The 16,555-nt window shown below is 65.2% G+C and carries 19 protein-coding genes; 12 read left to right on the top strand and 7 right to left on the bottom strand.

Going from position 1 to position 16,555, the window contains the following annotated elements; all coding sequences use genetic code 11:
* The first annotated feature begins 54 nt into the window (after window positions 1-54).
* The gene (locus ACX3PH_RS00335) at window positions 55-1,299 is read left to right on the top strand and encodes an ATP-binding protein (RefSeq protein ID WP_459088216.1); all 1,245 of its coding nucleotides are present in this window, start codon (window positions 55-57) and stop codon (window positions 1,297-1,299) included.
* Window positions 1,289-2,446, top strand: coding sequence for a hypothetical protein (locus ACX3PH_RS00330; RefSeq protein ID WP_459088214.1), 1,158 nt, complete (start codon window positions 1,289-1,291; stop codon window positions 2,444-2,446). Before ACX3PH_RS00335 ends, ACX3PH_RS00330 begins: the two co-directional genes overlap by 11 nt.
* Here the strand turns inward: ACX3PH_RS00330 and fbaA are convergent.
* On the bottom strand, window positions 2,443-3,468 hold the full coding sequence (gene fbaA / locus ACX3PH_RS00325) for a class II fructose-bisphosphate aldolase (protein ID WP_459088212.1): 1,026 nt from the start codon (window positions 3,466-3,468) through the stop codon (window positions 2,443-2,445). The genes ACX3PH_RS00330 and fbaA overlap by 4 nt on opposite strands.
* Before the next feature lie 191 nt (window positions 3,469-3,659).
* Here fbaA and glpX point away from each other — a divergent pair, with 191 nt between their 5' ends.
* A complete protein-coding gene (gene glpX, locus ACX3PH_RS00320) occupies window positions 3,660-4,628 on the top strand; it encodes a class II fructose-bisphosphatase (RefSeq protein WP_459089800.1) in 969 nt (322 codons plus the stop codon).
* 3 nt (window positions 4,629-4,631) lie between these two features.
* Here the strand turns inward: glpX and ACX3PH_RS00315 are convergent, their stop codons facing one another.
* Together ACX3PH_RS00315 and ACX3PH_RS00310 are read right to left on the bottom strand one after the other, a co-directional pair.
* Window positions 4,632-6,065 carry a DNA recombination protein RmuC gene (locus ACX3PH_RS00315; RefSeq protein ID WP_459088210.1) on the bottom strand — a complete coding sequence of 478 codons (1,434 nt, stop codon included), beginning with the start codon at window positions 6,063-6,065 and terminating at the stop codon, window positions 4,632-4,634.
* A 65-nt stretch (window positions 6,066-6,130) separates the two neighbouring features.
* On the bottom strand, window positions 6,131-6,733 hold the full coding sequence (locus ACX3PH_RS00310) for an exonuclease domain-containing protein (protein WP_459088208.1): 603 nt from the start codon (window positions 6,731-6,733) through the stop codon (window positions 6,131-6,133).
* Between the two features lie 135 nt (window positions 6,734-6,868).
* Between ACX3PH_RS00310 and ychF the strand changes: the two genes are divergently transcribed.
* Window positions 6,869-7,945: a redox-regulated ATPase YchF gene (ychF, locus tag ACX3PH_RS00305; protein ID WP_459088206.1), complete on the top strand. Its 1,077-nt coding sequence runs from the start codon at window positions 6,869-6,871 to the stop codon at window positions 7,943-7,945.
* Window positions 7,938-8,300 carry a zinc ribbon domain-containing protein YjdM gene (locus ACX3PH_RS00300; protein ID WP_459088204.1) on the top strand — a complete coding sequence of 121 codons (363 nt, stop codon included), beginning with the start codon at window positions 7,938-7,940 and terminating at the stop codon, window positions 8,298-8,300. Before ychF ends, ACX3PH_RS00300 begins: the two co-directional genes overlap by 8 nt.
* Before the next feature lie 52 nt (window positions 8,301-8,352).
* On the opposite strand, the gene ACX3PH_RS00295 is transcribed toward ACX3PH_RS00300, so the two are convergent.
* Entirely contained in the window at window positions 8,353-8,880 is a 528-nt protein-coding gene (locus ACX3PH_RS00295; protein ID WP_459088202.1) for a GNAT family N-acetyltransferase, read from the bottom strand.
* Window positions 8,881-9,256: 376 nt separating this feature from the next.
* On the opposite strand from ACX3PH_RS00295, the gene ACX3PH_RS00290 reads away from it, so the two are divergent.
* Window positions 9,257-9,697 (top strand): RpiB/LacA/LacB family sugar-phosphate isomerase, encoded by a 441-nt coding sequence (locus tag ACX3PH_RS00290; protein ID WP_459088200.1) that lies wholly within the window; start codon window positions 9,257-9,259, stop codon window positions 9,695-9,697.
* 14 nt (window positions 9,698-9,711) lie between these two features.
* Here the strand turns inward: ACX3PH_RS00290 and ligD are convergent, their stop codons facing one another.
* On the bottom strand, window positions 9,712-10,950 hold the full coding sequence (ligD, locus tag ACX3PH_RS00285) for a non-homologous end-joining DNA ligase (protein ID WP_459088198.1): 1,239 nt from the start codon (window positions 10,948-10,950) through the stop codon (window positions 9,712-9,714).
* Window positions 10,951-11,114: 164 nt separating this feature from the next.
* On the opposite strand from ligD, the gene ACX3PH_RS00280 reads away from it, so the two are divergent.
* The 5 genes from ACX3PH_RS00280 to ACX3PH_RS00260 all read left to right on the top strand — a co-directional run bounded on the left by ACX3PH_RS00280 (window position 11,115) and on the right by ACX3PH_RS00260 (window position 14,690).
* Window positions 11,115-11,738: a dihydrofolate reductase family protein gene (locus ACX3PH_RS00280; RefSeq protein ID WP_459088196.1), complete on the top strand. Its 624-nt coding sequence runs from the start codon at window positions 11,115-11,117 to the stop codon at window positions 11,736-11,738.
* Window positions 11,739-11,742: 4 nt separating this feature from the next.
* Window positions 11,743-12,654, top strand: a complete 912-nt coding sequence (locus ACX3PH_RS00275; protein WP_459088194.1) for an arginase family protein — start codon at window positions 11,743-11,745, stop codon at window positions 12,652-12,654.
* An 85-nt stretch (window positions 12,655-12,739) separates the two neighbouring features.
* On the top strand, window positions 12,740-13,093 hold the full coding sequence (locus ACX3PH_RS00270) for a PadR family transcriptional regulator (protein ID WP_459088192.1): 354 nt from the start codon (window positions 12,740-12,742) through the stop codon (window positions 13,091-13,093).
* Window positions 13,090-14,427: a permease prefix domain 1-containing protein gene (locus ACX3PH_RS00265; RefSeq protein ID WP_459088190.1), complete on the top strand. Its 1,338-nt coding sequence runs from the start codon at window positions 13,090-13,092 to the stop codon at window positions 14,425-14,427. The genes ACX3PH_RS00270 and ACX3PH_RS00265 overlap by 4 nt, the downstream gene beginning before the upstream one ends.
* Before the next feature lie 77 nt (window positions 14,428-14,504).
* Window positions 14,505-14,690: a hypothetical protein gene (locus tag ACX3PH_RS00260; RefSeq protein WP_459088188.1), complete on the top strand. Its 186-nt coding sequence runs from the start codon at window positions 14,505-14,507 to the stop codon at window positions 14,688-14,690.
* 83 nt (window positions 14,691-14,773) lie between these two features.
* Here the strand turns inward: ACX3PH_RS00260 and ACX3PH_RS00255 are convergent, their stop codons facing one another.
* Window positions 14,774-15,337: a GNAT family N-acetyltransferase gene (locus tag ACX3PH_RS00255; protein WP_459088186.1), complete on the bottom strand. Its 564-nt coding sequence runs from the start codon at window positions 15,335-15,337 to the stop codon at window positions 14,774-14,776.
* Window positions 15,338-15,354: 17 nt separating this feature from the next.
* Window positions 15,355-15,777, bottom strand: a complete 423-nt coding sequence (locus ACX3PH_RS00250; protein ID WP_459088184.1) for a type II toxin-antitoxin system VapC family toxin — start codon at window positions 15,775-15,777, stop codon at window positions 15,355-15,357.
* 209 nt (window positions 15,778-15,986) lie between these two features.
* Here ACX3PH_RS00250 and ACX3PH_RS00245 point away from each other — a divergent pair, with 209 nt between their 5' ends.
* Window positions 15,987-16,553 carry a hypothetical protein gene (locus ACX3PH_RS00245; RefSeq protein ID WP_459088182.1) on the top strand — a complete coding sequence of 189 codons (567 nt, stop codon included), beginning with the start codon at window positions 15,987-15,989 and terminating at the stop codon, window positions 16,551-16,553.
* The last annotated feature ends 2 nt before the right edge of the window (window positions 16,554-16,555 follow it).

Here is a 16,555-nt window from a genome sequence, read left to right as displayed (position 1 = left end):
CCTGCTCACAGCGTGGCTCGTCGCGCCCCGGCGTCCAGCCCGTAGCCTCGCAGTGTGCGCCTGCATGTACCACCACGAGACGTTGCGTCGTTGGTCATCCTGCGTGCCATCACGAAGGCCGGGTGGGCTGCTGCGGCGGTGCTGCTGGTGGCCACGGTCGTGCTGGTGGCGGACGAATTCACGAACCGGGGCCTCGGCCTGGCGGTGATCGCGCCGATCGGGTTCATCTCGGCCCAGCTTGCCGCGCTGATCCTGCTGTTCCTGCGGCCCCGGCCGCGCACCGCGATCATCTACGTGGTGACCAGCGTTGTAGGCATCGCCGGATACCAATGGGCCCTGCTCACGGCCGACCCCACGATCGGGGAGACGTACCAATACCTCCTCAACCGCCCGATCGTCGCGCTCTGCGTCATCGGGGCCGTCACGGCCAGGCCGATCGGCGGCATCCAGTGGACGACCGGCGCGTTGCTGGCAGGAGAGGCGACGAGCGCCCTGGTGCAGCTCGCCCTCGGTCTTCGCGTCGAATTGGGTATCGGACCGCTGCTGGCCGCCCTCCTGATCGTCATCCTGATGCTGTGGCTTCGGCGCAGTGCCACCAACCAGGCGGCGCGGATGCCGGACGGCCGCAGCATCGACGAGGAGACGAAGCGGCTCGACGAGGAGCGCGACGCTGAGGCGAGGGCCGCGGCGATCGTCCACGACACCGTGCTGAGCGACCTGGCCGCGATCGTCCACGGCCGGGTGGTGCTCACCGCCCATGACCGCAGGCACCTGCGTGACAACATCCAGCGGCTCACCTCGGCGATGGCGGGTACCACCGAGCCGACGGCGTCCGGCCGGGTCGATCTCGAGCTGCTCGGTGTGGTGAGCGACCTGCGGTGGCGGGGCCTCACTGTCGAGATCAGTGGTTCCGGTTCCGCCCTGTCGTTGCTGGATGCGCCCAGCCGTTCCGCCGCCCTCAGTGCGATCAGCGCAGCCCTGGAGAACGTGCTCGTGCATGCCGGCACCACGTCGGCCGACGTGTTCATCGACGACAACGCCGACGAGGTGATGATCATGGTCGTCGACCAGGGCAACGGCTTCGAAACGGATGCTGTCGGTGACGACCGCCTGGGCCTGCGGCTCTCGATCGTGAAGCGTATCGAGGACTCCGGCGGGCGAGCGACCCTGTGGTCCAGGCCGGGTATTGGAACGTCGGTGCTGCTGTCACTGCCGAAAACGCCACCGGGCAGTCAAGGAATACCGAGCAGTGAAGGAACACCGAGCAGTCAGGGAACACGGGACAGTCATGGCATCTGACCGGCCGCTGCTGACCACCATCACTCGATCGCCGCAATCGGTGGATCCCCTCAGCTGGTTCATCAGGCCATTCCTCCCGGTGACGTTCGCGCTGGCGATGGCGGTCTCCGGTGGCGTCTTCGTCCTCGGCACCGCGCAGGAGTTCGATAGTCCGGTGCTTCAGCTCACCGCCGTGCTGTGCTTTGTGCTGGCCTGCCTGACGATCCATCGTCCGGCGAAGCCCAGGCTGAATCCGTTCCTGATTCGACATGCCGCGTTGCCGCTGGCGCTGGCGTGGCTGGGTGTTGTCACTTCCGGGCTGGGGGTGGGCTCTGGCGATGTCGGGCGGTGGTGGGCGCCGCTCGGGATGGCGCTGGTGTTGGCTGCCCTGGCGCCCTTCAACTCCGCTGTGCTTCTGACCGTATTCGGCCTGCTGAGCACAGTGGTCTGCTCCGTTGTAGGGGTGATGGCCTTCCATCCGAGCGCCGACGCCAAGTCGCTGGTCTCGATCGTCGTGATCGCCGCGCTGGTTCCGGTGCAGGCCACGACCGCGACCGCGATGTTCAGCGCGTTCGTCGTCGAACGGGTGGTGCGCTGGTCGACGTTGCCGATCCAGGCCGAACTGTCGACCAATCGCACGCTCGATTTCTCGCAGTGGAATGCCGGCCGCGGTGAGTTGAAGCTGCTCAGCGACCGGGTGATCCCGTTCCTCGAACAGATGGCGCACGACGGGTTCATCGCCGCGCGTGACCGTACCCTCGCCGCGGAGTTGGGCCGGGAGGTTCGAGACGCGTTGCTGGAGACAGTGGACCACAGTTGGCTGGAGTCGCTCGCCTCAGAGCACGGGCTGCGGGTGGTGGATCCGGGCAATCGTGCGGGTCGCCTGACCCAGGCGCAGCGTGGCGCCGTGCGAAGTCTCATCGTTGCCGTGCTCGACAGTGCGGCACTCATTCCGGACACGCTGTCCATCGAGCTTCGTGACAGCCCCGAGGGTGGGGTCGCCGTCGGGTTGACCATGCGCCTGGACTTGCCGGAAGGCAAGCGGATGATGTTGCTGGCTCCGTATTACCTCACCCTGCGCGCAACGGTCGATGACCTGACCTGGGATGATCGCGACGAGCTGAGCATGCGATTCCGGATTCCCGCGCCGGATCGCAACCAGGACTAGCCGATCGACTTGCCAGCGGAGCCCAGCTGGGTGGCTGCCTCGACGACGCGCGCGGCCATCGCCGTCTCGGCCTTCTTGCCCCAGGAGCGCGGGTCGTAGACCTTCTTGTTGCCGACCTCGCCGTCGACTTTCAGCACCGAGTCGTAGTTCGTGAACATGGTGTCAGCGATGTTGCGTGTGAAGGCGTACTGGGTGTCGGTGTCGACGTTCATCTTGACAACGCCGTTGGCGACCGCGGTGGCGATCTCCTGGTCACTCGATCCTGACCCGCCGTGGAAGACCAGGTCGAGGGGCCGCGGGTCGGTGCCGTACTTGGCGGCCAGCCCATCCTGGATCTCCTGCAGCAGCTCCGGGCGCAGCTTGACGTTGCCCGGCTTGTAGACGCCGTGCACGTTGCCGAAGGTGAGTGCAGCCATGTAGCGGCCGTTCTCTCCGAAGCCGAGCGCCTCGACGGTGGCGATCGCGTCTTCGAGAGTCGTGTACAGGTGCTCGTTGATGTCGTGGCTGACGCCGTCTTCCTCGCCGCCGACCACGCCGATCTCCACCTCGAGGATCGAGTGGATGGCCTTCATTCGGGGGAGAAGGGTCTTTGCAATCTCCAGGTTCTCGTCGAGGGGAACCGCTGAGCCGTCCCACATGTGCGACTGGAAGATGGGTCCACGCCCCGCCTTCACCTCAGCCTCGGAGGCTTCGATGAGGGGGATGACGAAACCGTCGAGGGCGTCCTTCGGGCAGTGGTCGGTGTGCAGCGCAACCGTGACGCCATAGTTCTTGGCGGCCTCCGTAGCGAACGCCGCGAAGGCGAGGGCGCCGGATGCCCGCGCCTTGACGCTCTGCCCGGCGAAGTAGTCTGCACCGCCGGTGGAGACCTGGATGATGCCGTCTGATCCGGCCTCGGCCAGGCCCTGCAGGGTGGCGTTCACGGTCTGCGACGACGACACGTTGATCGCGGGGTATGCAAAGCCTTCACGCTTGGCCTTGTCCAGCATTTCGGCGTACTGCTCGGGGGTTGCGATGGGCATGTCGTCTCCTCTGGCGGTTCTTCTCGTACTTCGTGCGGGGGCTTGTGGTCAGTCTACCGAGAGGCCGGGCCAGTGTGACGGAGCCGCCCGCCGATAGGATTGAGCCCGGATGCCCCGGCTTTCGGGAGTGCATCCCCGCCCGGCCAACCTCCAACGAAGGACGACTCGTGGTCACCACTGACACCGCATCCATGTACCTGCAACCCGACCGCAACCTGGCGATGGAGTTGGTGCGAGCGACGGAGGCTGCCGCCATCCGCGCCTACCCGTTCATCGGTCGCGGTGACAAGAATGCTGCCGACAAGGCGGCGGTGGATGCCATGCGCAAGTTCCTGGGAACCGTCGACTTCGACGGGGTGGTCGTCATCGGTGAGGGCGAGAAGGACAAGGCGCCGATGCTCTACAACGGCGAGCACGTCGGCAACGGCCACGGCCCGTCGTGCGATATCGCCGTTGACCCGATCGATGGCACGTCGCTCACTGCGGCCGGCCGGCAGAACGCGATCTCGATGATCTCGGTCTCCGATCGCGGCTCGATGCTGGACGCGTCATCCGTCTTCTACATGGACAAGCTGGTGACCGGTCCGGAGGGCGTAGGAGTGGTCGACATCCGCAAGCCGATCGGTGAGAACCTGCGGGCGCTGGCCAAGGCGTCGGGCAAGGATGTGACCGACCTTCGCGTCGCCGTGCTCGACCGGCCGCGCCACGCGCAATTGATCGACGACATTCGCGCGGCCGGCGCTGGGACCAGGCTCATGCTCGACGGCGACGTGGCCGGCGGGATCAACGCCGCCCGCTACGAGAGCCGCATCGACATGTGTGTCGGCATCGGCGGCAGCCCGGAGGGTGTTGCCACTGCTGCGGCGCTGAAAGCGTTGGGCGGGTTCTTCCAGGGCAGGCTGGCGCCTGGCTCAGATGAGGAGAAGCAGCGCGGGATTGACGCCGGGCTCAAGTTCGACCACGTGTATGAGGCCAACGACCTGGTCAGCGGCGACAACACGTTCTTCGTCGCCACCGGGGTGACGGATGGCGAGATGGTTGCCGGCGTGCGACGCAAGGGCCCGATCATCCGCACCGAGAGTATTGTGCTGCGCTCTCGTTCCGGCACGATCCGTCGCGTCTCGGCGGATCACCTCATCGAGAAGTGGCTCGACGAGTAGCCGCTATTCTCGCCCGGCGAACGCTTCGTCGTCGAGCAGCTGGCCGTCGGTCATTTGATCATCGAAGGCGCTGTTGAGTTCCGTCAGTTCGCGCAACTCGTGTAGTTCAAGCGGCTCGTTGGATTCCGTCGAGCCGTTAGAGTCGCCATCCTCCGTCATCTCAGCCGACGTCAGTTTGCGCGGGGTGTCGTGAATAGCGGCGGGTTCGGTCATGAGCGCGATCTTGGTTTCGTCGATCCCTGGGAACTGCCGGGCAGTCACCAGCACGCGAGTCTCCAGCGAGTTGGCGAACTTGTTGTAACTGTCAACAGTGCGCTCGATGGCCTTGCGCATTCCCTCAGCGTGTCCGGCGAGGGTTCCCAGACGCTGATAGAGCGTGTTACCTAGATCGAAGAGCTTCTTGGCTTCGTCGGTCACGGCCTGCTGCTGCCACGTGAAGGCGACTGTCTTCAGCACCGCCCACAGATTCACCGGCGAGGCCAGAGCGACGCGCTTGCTGAACGCGTACTCGAGGAGGGAAGGATCGGCCTCCAGCGCCGAAGACAGTAGCGACTCACTGGGGATGAAGGCGATGACGAACTCAGGGCTCGCATCCAGTCCCTCCCAGTAGGTCTTCTTGGCCAGGGCATCGATGTGGCTCCGCACGGCTTTCACATGGCGATCGATGAGTGCCGTCCGCCGAGATCCCTCTTCGCCGGTAGCGGAGAGCGGAATTTGGCTGGCCTCGATGTAGTGCTCGAGAGGCACTTTCGCGTCGATCGCGATGGATTTGCGACCAGGAAGCCTGATCACCATGTCGGGCCGTCCCGCCCCGGCATCGGTGGAGATGCTCGTCTGGGTGTCGAAGTCCACATACTGGGCCAGCCCGGCCGCCTCAACCACCCGGCGCAGCTGCGTCTCCCCCCAGACACCGCGTGTGCTGTTGGATCGGAGGGCGCTTGCAAGTGATTCGGTAGTTGCACGCAATTGCTCGTCGGACACTTGCGCCTGTTTCAACTGCTCGGCAATCGAGCCGTACTGGGTCGCTCGATCCTTCTCCAACTCGGTCACCTTGTGCTGCATGGTGCGAAGACTTTCCTGCACGGGCGTGAGGGCCTGGAGTACTTTGCTTTCTGCGCGCTCCCGCTCGGTCAGGGCCACCTGCTCAGCTCGCTGACGCTCGATCAGGCCACGGTTCTGTTCCTGTAGCTCGGCCAGCCGCTCCCGAAGGCTCGATTCGGTCGCCTGCACGGCAGAGAGTTCCGCAGCGAGCTCCGACCTGGCGGCTTGTTCGAGTGCCCGAACCTCGCTGAGCGCGACCTGGTGGCGTGCTTCGAGCACCGCCGGGTCGACGCCATCGACTGCTGTCTTGCGGCTTCGGGCGACGAGCATGCCGATGATGCCGCCGAGGGCGACGCCGACGAAAAGGCCGATGAGCAGTGCGATGAACGGGTCCATGCATCCAGTGTCGCAGCGACCGCAGACATCCCGTCGCGCACGCGCCGCCCGCGCGGGGAGTGAGGCTAGCCGAGCGCCATCGCGCGAGCATCCGCCGCCGCAGCGCCGATCGCGCCGACCCTCAGACCGAGGATGGTGGCGAGGTGCTCCAGTGAGTCGGCCGCGTGCCGCCGTGCCGCGTGCACCATGATCGCCGCGCAGGCCTCGGAGTCGGCGAGCGCGTCGTGGTGGTTGAAGTCCTCGAAACCGGCGGCCATGGCGGCGACCGGCAGTCGGTAGGAGTCCAGGTGGTACGTCTTGCGGGCGACCTGGAGGCTGCACAGGTAGTTGAAGTTGGGGGTCTCGATGAAGCTCGCGGCGCACGCTCCGGAGATCACTCCCATGTCGAATCCGGCGTTGTGGGCGACCAGGTGGTCGCCGTCGGCGAAGGCGACCAGGTCGGGAAGTTGTTCGCTCCAGAGCAGGGCGTCCGCGACATCCGCCGCCATGATGCCGTGGATGCGCGTATTCCATTCGGTGAACGCGTCGTGACCGAGCGGCGGGCGGATGAACCAGCTCGCCTTGTCAACGACGGCACCATCGCGCACTTTCACCAGGCCGACCGAGCACGCCGAGGCGCTGGAGGAGTTGGCTGTCTCGAAGTCGATCGCGGTGAAGTTCAGTGCCATGCGTCGCATCGTCTCACGCACATCCGACGCCAGATCGGAGCGCGCCCGGTCTGTTGCGAAACGGGACGACCTCGAACTGGTCGCCGCGCCGGCGTCGCGGATCGCGTTCCACCGCGCACGGTACCCTTGACTCTCGTGGCTCTCACTATCGCAATCGTCGGACTCCCCAATGTGGGCAAGTCCACCCTCTTCAACGCCCTGACCAAGAACTCGGTGCTCGCCGCGAACTACCCGTTCGCGACGATCGAGCCGAACGTCGGCGTGGTGAACCTTCCCGACCCGCGACTGGGGAAGCTGGCTGAGATCTTCGGGAGTGAGCGCATCCTGCCCGCCCCGGTCTCGTTCGTCGACATCGCCGGAATCGTCAAGGGCGCGAGTGTGGGCGAGGGACTCGGCAACAAGTTCCTGGCGAACATCCGTGAGGCGGATGCGATCGCTCAGGTCATCCGCGGATTCAGCGATGCGGATGTGGTTCACGTCGATGGCGAGGTCAACCCGGCCAGCGACATGGAGACCATCAACACCGAGCTCATCCTCGCCGACCTGCAGACCCTCGAGAAGGCGGTCGAGCGGTATGAGAAAGAGGTCAAGACGAAGCGGGCAGAGCCGATCGTGCTGGAGACCGCGAAGGCTGCCGTCGCCTGGCTGAACGACGGGCATCCGCTCTCCTCGAATTCGAAGCTCGACCTGGAGCCGATTCGTGAGTTAGGGCTGCTCACCGCGAAGCCGTTCATCTACGTGTTCAACGTCGATGAGGACGTTCTCGGCAACTCCGCCAAGCTCGCGGCGCTCGCCGCTCTGGTGTCGCCGGCGAAGGCCGTGTTCCTGGACGCGAAGCTCGAGTCCGAGCTGATCGAGCTGGATGAGGCGGATGCTGCGGAGCTGCTGGCCAGCACCGGCCAGGAGGAGAGCGGTCTCGACCAGCTCGCCCGCATCGGGTTCGACACCCTTGGCCTGCAGACCTACCTGACCGCCGGCCCGAAAGAGTCGCGGGCATGGACGATCCCGAAGGGGGCCAAGGCGCCGCAGGCGGCGGGTGTCATCCACACCGACTTCGAGAAGGGCTTCATCAAAGCCGAGGTGATCGGCTTCGACGACCTGGTCACGACCGGCTCCATTGCGGAGGCGCGCGCCAAGGGCAAGGCCCGCGTCGAGGGCAAGGACTACGTCATGCAGGACGGCGACGTGGTGGAGTTCCGCTTCAATGTCTGACGCGCTGCCGGCCTGCCCTGAATGCCAGGAGGCGTTCACCTACGAGCAGGGTGCGCTGCTGGTGTGCCCCATGTGCGGCCACGAGTGGACCTCCGGCTCGGCTCCGGACGAGAGTGCGTCCGACGCGAGTCAGATCAAGGATTCCGTCGGTAATGTGCTCGCTGATGGTGACACCATCACGATTGCCAAGGATCTCAAGGTCAAAGGCGCGGGCGGCGGCGTCGTAAAGGTCGGCACGAAAGTGCGCGGCATCCGGCTCATCGAGGATGGCGTGGGCGACCACGACATTGACGCCACCGTTCCCGGGTTTGGGCGGATGCAATTGAAGTCCAGCGTGGTGAAAAAGGTTCTCTGAGCGGTCGGCGCTGGCATCGCGCGTGCTCATAGGGCTTCCTTCCGAGCAACCCTCAGACGAGAGATCCCAGATCGAGCGCGTAGTGCACTGTTTCCTGCTCGGCGCCGTTCTGCAAAACGGATGCTGGGCGCCCGGCGATTTCGACGAACCCCGACCGTTCCAACACCCTCCGAGATCCGACATTGGTGAGTGTGGTCATAGCTGTGATCATCTCTAGTCCGTAGTCCCGGGCAAAAACGGTCGCGAGTTTCACTGCGCGGCCAGCGTGGCCGACGCCGGTGGCTTTCTGTGCGATGCGGTAGCCAAGTGAGGCGGACCTGTGCGTGGCGTCCACCAGATTCACCCGGCCGACTAGTTGGTTGGATTCGTCGCGGACGACGAAGAAGAATGACCCTTCCGCCGATTGTTCGTCCAAGAGCGCCTGATTGCGCGTTTGGAATTGCGTGAAGTAGTCGTCCCCGCGGTCAGGTACCCACTCAGCGAAGTAGTCGCGATTCTCTCGCTCGAATTGGAGAAGTTCGGCGAGGGCTACCGTGTCCAGCATTTCTATCGTCGTCTTGGCTTGGGATTCGGCTCGCACGTCAGCATGCTATCTCGCGTCGAGAGGATGACTAGCTGGGGGATCCATCATGATTACTCGGCGCCGTAGCTCAGTCGAGTTTCGCTTCAACGTGTAGTCAGGTTCCGGTTCAATGGGGTGCATACAGCGCCGGTGCGGGAAACGCCGCAGATGAGATCAGCAAGCGGCTCGTTGCGGTGAAGGCAGCGAACGCCGTCACCACGTCGGCCGGTGCTGCCGCGGCACGAGCCGTGGCGCCGGCCTCCTGTCACGTGGCATCCTCGGCATGACGATCCGGGAGATCCAAGCGCAGATCAGCGCGCCGTCGCCCGGGCAGCGTTGATGCGGCTCGAGAGAGTCGGCGCATAGACTGGATGTCGGCAGGGATGGGGTAGACGTGCGGATCATAATTGGGGCTCCCGGCAATGGTGCGGCGTTGAAAGACGAGCTGAAGTCGCTGCTCGAGGCAGACCCCCGAGTCAGTGGCGTGGTGGACCTATCGACCGCGGAAATCACCTATCCCGACGTGTCTTTCCAGGTGGCAGAGGCCATCCGCGACGGGAAGGCCGACCGAGGGCTCCTCGTCTGCGGCACCGGCGTCGGTTCGGCGATCGCAGCGAGCAAGGTGGCCGGTGTGCGGGCAGCCACGGCTCATGACCTGATAACGGTCCGAGGTGCGGTCGAGAACTACGACGCCCAGGTGCTGTGCATGGGTCAGAACGTGATCGCCCCCGCGGCGGCCAAAGCCCTGGTGGATCTGTGGCTGGATCTGCGCCACGACCCGTCGAGCGCCTATGGCCAGAAACTCGCAGAGATCACCGCCTACGAATCGCGCTGAAGGAGCCACTGGCATTAAGAAGGCTGCCCCTGGTTCTTCCCCGCCCAGGGGTCGTAGTCGACCTCGAGTTCCGCCTGTTCCGGCCGCTCGTCTTCGGGCACGTGCTGCAGGTTCACTCGGATGCGATACCAGAGCGAACTGGAGCCGCGCATCCCGTCGACCAGCACGTCGGCCGGCTCCAGCAACTTCACGACCTTCGGGTGTTTCGACTTCCACCGTTCAAGCGCCTCGAGAGCTTCCGGCTTGGTCTTCGCCCTGGCGATCTCGATGAGGGGCATCGTTGACGCCCGTCTTCCTGATCCGTCCGATGATTTCGGTGGTTTCTCGGCCGGGCCGAGGTCGTCGGCCAGGGCGAGCAGCGCATCCAGGCTGCCGACGGCGTCATCGATTCCGGATGCCGGGTCGCCCCGTTCCGCGAATCGCTCCAGGACAGTGCGCACGGTGAACTCCTCCGGCCGGCATTTCGGCATCTCCTCCCAGTCGAGCGGCGTCGACACGCGGGCATCCGGAAGCGGACGCACCGAGTAGGCGGATGCCACGGTGCGGTCCTTCGCGTTCTGATTGAAGTCGACGAAAACGCTTTCGCCGCGTTCTTCCTTCCACCACCTTGCGGTTGCCAGGCCTGGCGCTCGCCGTTCGACTTCTCTGGCGAGCGTTTCGGCGGCGAGGCGCACCTCCCGGTACTTCCAGCGAGGTTCGATTCGTGCGTAGATGTGGATGCCACGAGAGCCGGATGTCTTCGGCCAGCCGAGCAGGCCATGGTCAGTCAGCACGTCGCGGGCGATCATTGCCACATCCACGATCTGTCGCCAGTCGACGCCCGGCATGGGGTCGAGATCCACCCGGAGTTCGTCCGGGTGGTCGAGGTCGTCGGCGCGGACCGGATGCGGGTTGAGGTCAATGCATCCGAGGTTCACGACCCAGGCCAGCGCCGCGGCATCCCGCACGACAACCTCCTCGGCGGAGTTGCCCGATGCGTAGTGCAGTGTGGCGGTATCGATCCACTCTGGCCGCTTCTCGGGTGCGCGCTTCTGGAAGAACGCCTCCTCCTCAATGCCTTTTACGAAGCGCTTCAGCACCATCGGACGACCCGCGACACCTCGGAGAGCGCCGTCCGCGACGGCTAGGTAGTACTGCACAAGTTCGAGCTTCGTGATGCCCGGCTCAGGGAACACCACTTTGTCCGGGCTGGAGATCCGCACCTCGCGCCCATCGATCTCCAGCACCTCGGCCTTACTCGCAGTGGGGCTCATGCTCACAACGTAACCGTGTCAACGTTCGACCGACAGGTCTACGGCCACCCGTCCGATGATGCGCCGGAACGGTTCGCCGAGCCATTCCCAACGGGATGGGCGGGTCGTATGCTGGGCTCCCACAACTCCCGAACGATCTCCGAACAGAGAACGAGGAACAGCGAATGCCGGAGAAAACTACACCAGAACTGCTGGTGGATTTCATCATCACGCTCGATGGATACGCATCCGGCGAAGGCTGGCCAGGTTGGTGGGGGCTCCAGGGGCCGGAGTACCTGCGCTGGCTCGATGAGCAACCCGAGAACGAGTACACCATCCTGATGGGGGCGAATACCTATCGACAGATGTCTGGCTTCAGCGCACAACTCGACAAGGCGGATTCCGGGTTCACCTCGGAGGAGGAAGCCAGCATCGACGGCCTGGCCAAGTCTGACAAGGTGGTCTTCTCCTCCACCCTGCAGCCACCGTATGCCTGGCCCAACACGGAGGTCATTGGCGGAGATGCGGTGGATGCCGTCGCCGAGTTGAAACGGAGCGGCACCAAATCGTTGCGCACCATCGGCAGCCTGAGCTTGTGCCGCTCACTGATGGCGGCCGGGTTGGTGGACCGGTTCCGCGTGGTCCTCTTCCCCGTGATCACCGGCAAATCCGGGAGCGAACGGATTTATGACGGCTACCAGGATTACGCACTCGACCTCGTCGAGGCACGTACCTTCGACGGTCGGCTGCAGTTGCTCGAGTACGTGCCCACCCCGATCGACGGCCCGCCACTGACATCAACATCCTGATGCCATGAGGCAAGTGGCTATCATCGGAGTCCCCTTTGACGGTTACGGCCGCCCGGGGCATCAGGCCTCGGCCGCGCAGGCGATGAGGGACGCCGGCATTGCGGATGCCTGGTCTCCGCTGCGCGTGGTTTCGGATGAAGACGTGCTGCTTCCCGCGCAAACCTCCGAGCGCGGGAGGGACACCACCCTCATGAACGAGGCAGCCATCATTGCCATGACTCAGGACCTCTCTGTCCGGGTCGCTGAAGCCGTGGCATCCGGTGCTTTCGCCTGTGTGATCGGCGGCGATTGTTCTTCGTTGCTCGGCATCATGGCGGGGGCACGGGACCATCCGGGCGGAGTCGGGCTGGTGGCGTTCGACGGGCACGAGGACAGCATCCCGTTGGACGCTTCGGAGGATGGCGAAGCTGCCAACACGGAGATCGGACTGCTCCTGGGTGTGACTGGGAGATCCATGCAGGGTCCGCTACCTGCCTTGCTGCGAACCATTTCGCCAGAGAGTCTCGCCATCATCGGACCTCGAGATGACGCGTGGCGGCAGCGGTTCAATGTCGCCTCGGTCGCCGGTCTCGGTGCCTACGTTCGTGACGCATCCGCCGCGTCCTCGGATCCCAAACGGGTTTCGCGCGAAGCGGTCGCATCCGTCACCCACACGAATCGGAGCTGGTGGCTGCACATCGACCTCGATGTGCTCGATCCCGAATATTTCCCTGCTCAGGGGCTCCCCGACGTACCCGATGAGCCAGGCGGTCTCACTCCTGACCAACTTGGTACGGCCTTGGCATCCGCCGGCCAGCATCCCGGGCTCATCGGCCTCAGCATTGCCATCTACGACCCCGCCCAGGACGTTGACCAGACGTGTGTGCGCACGATCAACGCCTTGGTTAGCCAGTTCGCCCAGGCGCTGGCCGGGTGAAGCTAGCGTCGATCTCCTGAACAACACCTAGCAGTGCAATGTACCTAGAACTGTTAGGTATACACTGGACCTCCGAGGAGGTCCCATGAACATCGACAAAGACCTGGTCGCCGCCATGGCGACGCCGCTGGTGCTGGCGATCCTGGTGGAGGGCACCAGCTACGGCTATGCCATCCTCAAGCGCGTCCGCGAGCTGTCCGGGGGCGACCTGGAATGGACCGACGGCATGCTCTATCCGCTCCTCCACCGCTTGGAGCGACTGGGATACATCCGCGCCGAGTGGGGAGTCTCCCCTGAAGGACGCCGCCGTAAGTACTACGAGGTCACGGATGCCGGACGCGGCCAGCTAGCCGAGCAACGCAAGCAATGGGAGACCGCCAACCGAACCCTCGGCGGACTGTGGGGCATGGCCCCAACGACGGCAGGAGCACCAGCATGAGTACCCTCGAGGCCCAGATCGGCCAGTGGCGCGCCGCCATCCTGCGCGGGGGTGCCGTCGATGAGGCGGATGCCGATGAACTCGAGGGCCACCTGCGCGAGCAGATCGCCGACCTTGAGGCATCCGGCCTCGCCGACGATGAGGCGTTCCTGATCGCGGTCCGGCGCCTGGGGCAGGTAGACCTCATCACCGCCGAGTTCGCCCGCGAACACAGCGACCGGTTGTGGAAGCAACTGGCGATGACCCACCAGGCGGATGACCGGCCGCGTCCGGTGCTGCTGATGCTCGGGTTCGCGGTGCTGACCGCGGTACTCGTGCAGGTAGCGCGCATCCTGGCCGGCTTCCCGGAACAGAGCAGCCCCTGGTTCCTCCGCGACGTCAGCCTGTTCGTCCTGCCCGTGCTCGCCGCCTACTTCGCGTTAGTCAGGCGAATGTCGCTGTCGCGCTGCCTCGCGCTCGCCGGTGTCGTCGTCGTGCTGGCGCTCGCCGTCAACCTGTTCCCCTTCCCGCCAGGGTCGAGCACCGACCTGCTGGTGGCCATTCACCTCCCTGTCGTGCTCTGGTTCGTGGTGGGCGCCGCCTACGTTGGTGGCGATATCCGATCATCCGCCGCCCGGATGAATTTCATCCGGTTCACCGGGGAGTGGCTGATCTACTACGCATTGATCGCCCTGGGTGGTGGGGTGCTCCTCGGCCTGACCGGCCTGGTGCTCTCGCCGATCGCACCCGACGCAGTAGAGGAGGTGTTCCTCTGGGTGCTGCCGTCCGGGGCCGCCGGCGCGGTGATCGTCGCAGCCTGGCTGGTCGAAGCGAAGAAGAGCATCATCGAGAATCTCGCACCCGTGCTGACCGCGATCTTCACCCCACTGTTCGCTGTCATGCTGCTGGTGTCCGCCGTCGTCTACACGATCGGTGGGATTGGGCGCGAATTCGACCGCGACCTGCTGATCGTGTTCGACGTGCTGCTCCTCGTCGTGCTTGGTCTCGTCGTCTACGGCATCTCCGCGCGGGACCGCACCAAACAGGCCGGGCTGGCAGATGCCCTCCGCCTGGTCGCAGTCGGTGCTGCGATCATCCTGGACCTGCTCGTCCTCGCCTCGATGTTCGCCCGAATCGGCGAGTTCGGTTTCACACCCAACCGGGTTGCCGCTCTCGGACTGAACGTCCTACTGCTGGTGAACCTCGCCGTCGCGGCCTGGCTCATCGCGCGGATGCTGGCGGGCCGGTCCCCGGCGATCCGCCTCGAGCACTGGCAGACCGGTTACCTGCCCGTGTTCGCCGGGTGGGTCCTGCTGGTGGTGCTCGCCATGCCCCCACTGTTCGGCTTCGCCTGAAGACGGCGGATGGGACGGTGCTGGACGCGAGGTACCGCACGCTCCTACTGTTGGCATGACACCGAATGGGAGGCAGCGTGACGATCAAAGACCAGGGCGTTGAGCCAGGATCGGACCTCGACCTGGCCATTGAGCGTGCGCTTGAAGCCGCGAACCTCCGCGCCGGAGATTCGCTCGGCATCTCAACAGCAACCATCGTCGACGACTGGGAGCCGACCGCGGCGGAGGCCGGCGACATCGGCGCCGGGCTCGACGGCGACTGACTTCAACGATGACCAAGTTCGTCAACGATGATGCCGTTTGGATCGGGCTCATCATCGACAAACCCCGTCATCGTCGCAGGTAGTCAGCCGAGCATCCGCCGCATCAGGATTCGCGGGATGCCGCCGGAGACCGAGTCGGTGTCGGCCACCTTTGTGAAACCTGCCCGCTCGAACATGGCACGGGTGCCGACGAACGCCATCGTCATGTCGACCCGCTGGTCGCCGTTGTCCACCGGGTAGCTCTCGACGGCCGGAGCACCGCACGCACGCGCGTACTCGACCGCGCCGTCGATGAGCGCACTCGTGATTCCTCGCTTGCGGTACCCGGGCCGCACGCGCACGCACCAGATCGACCACACCGGCAGGCCATCGACCTGCGGGATCTTCCTCGAGTTCGCAATCGGATAGAGCTCAGCGCGCGGAGAAACGCCCGCCCACCCGGCCACCTCGCCGTCCAGGTAGGCGAGCACACCGGGAGCGTGGTCCCGAGCCGCGAGATCCCGAACCTTGTCTGCCCGCCCTGTGCCCGTGAGCTCCCGGTTCTCCTTCGAACTCAATCTCCAGGACAGGCACCAGCACACCGAAGACTCCGGTTTCTTCGGCGCGAACATGGTCGCCAGGTCGTCGAAATCGTGTGCTGGTTTCACCTGGATCGCCAATTCGCCTACCCTCTGCTGCCGGCTCTGCTACCGCGGTAGAGCACCTCGATGGGTGCCACGTCGACGAGCTCCCGCGCGCTCGCGGCGAGCTTCTCGTCGAGGGTGATGAGGGCATCCGCCTGAAGCTTCGTCACCGCGATGTACTCCGCGTCGAACGTCTCGGTCCAGCCTAGCTGGTCGGCGATTTTCCAGGCGACGCTCTGCAGCACCCGGTCGCCGAGCAGGCGGATGTTCATGGTCCTGATGCGCGCGAGCAGGCCCTGCGCCTCAGCTTCGGTCAGCTCACCGCGCATCGCCGCCTCGTGAAGCGCCGACAGTGCCTGCGACCGCAGAAGCGCCGGTGCGACGAGGTCGTGCTCGGCGGGGATAGTGACATCGTCCTGGGCTAACCGGATCGCCACGCCTGCATCGATGCCGTACCTGGTCATCCGCGACCTCCTCCTGTGCGGGTGCGCCTCAGTGTACGAGCACTGCGCATCCTGCAGGAAGCGCTCGAGGAGCACGGCCTCAGCCTCGGCTGAACGGCCGCGCCCCGCTAGGCTCGATGGGGCGCGATGCACCGTCGCGCTCCGGCCACGGACAGGGAGTTTGTGAGCGCAGAGTGAAGCTCTTTCGTCGCACGAAGCGGCGGCGCAGGATGACGCCGTTCGACGAGTCGACGCTGCCATCGGCGGCACCGGCAACCGTGGAGGAGTCCACCTCTGAGGGCCTGATGCTCGCCGAGTACGCGAGTCGCATGCGGGTGAAGAACGAGATCATCGTCGGCGTGCTCACCCGGCGCGACGCCTACAACTCCGGCGATTACGTCGGGGCGGCGGCGGATGCCCTGGAGCACCTGGCCTCGGAATTCGCGGGTGCCGCCGAGCGCATCTCCAAGGAGATCTCCTCGATCGCCCACCTGCGAGGCAGTGCCGTGCACGCCCACGACTATCGGTCGGGCGATGCGGCCAACCTTCGGCACCGCGAGGCCGTGCTCGACTCCCTGGTTGGCGCCCTCCGCACCCGCCGCGACGATGACGCGTATCTTCTCAACCTGGTCGAGTCGGCGCGGCAGGACGCCTGGAGCGACATCGCCCGTGCCATGGGGGACTCCCTGGACCGTTCGACCATCGTCGTCGACGAGAACTACCTGAAGGAACGTGCCAGGCGGATGCGCCAAGTCTCAAGGGACCTGGCCAGGCTGGCCGCCAACTCCGCCGAGTGAGC

It is taken from the genome of Homoserinimonas sp. A520, from assembly GCF_054489245.1.
Note: the sequence above shows the minus strand (reverse complement) of the source record. Positions and strands in the feature narration are given on the sequence as shown.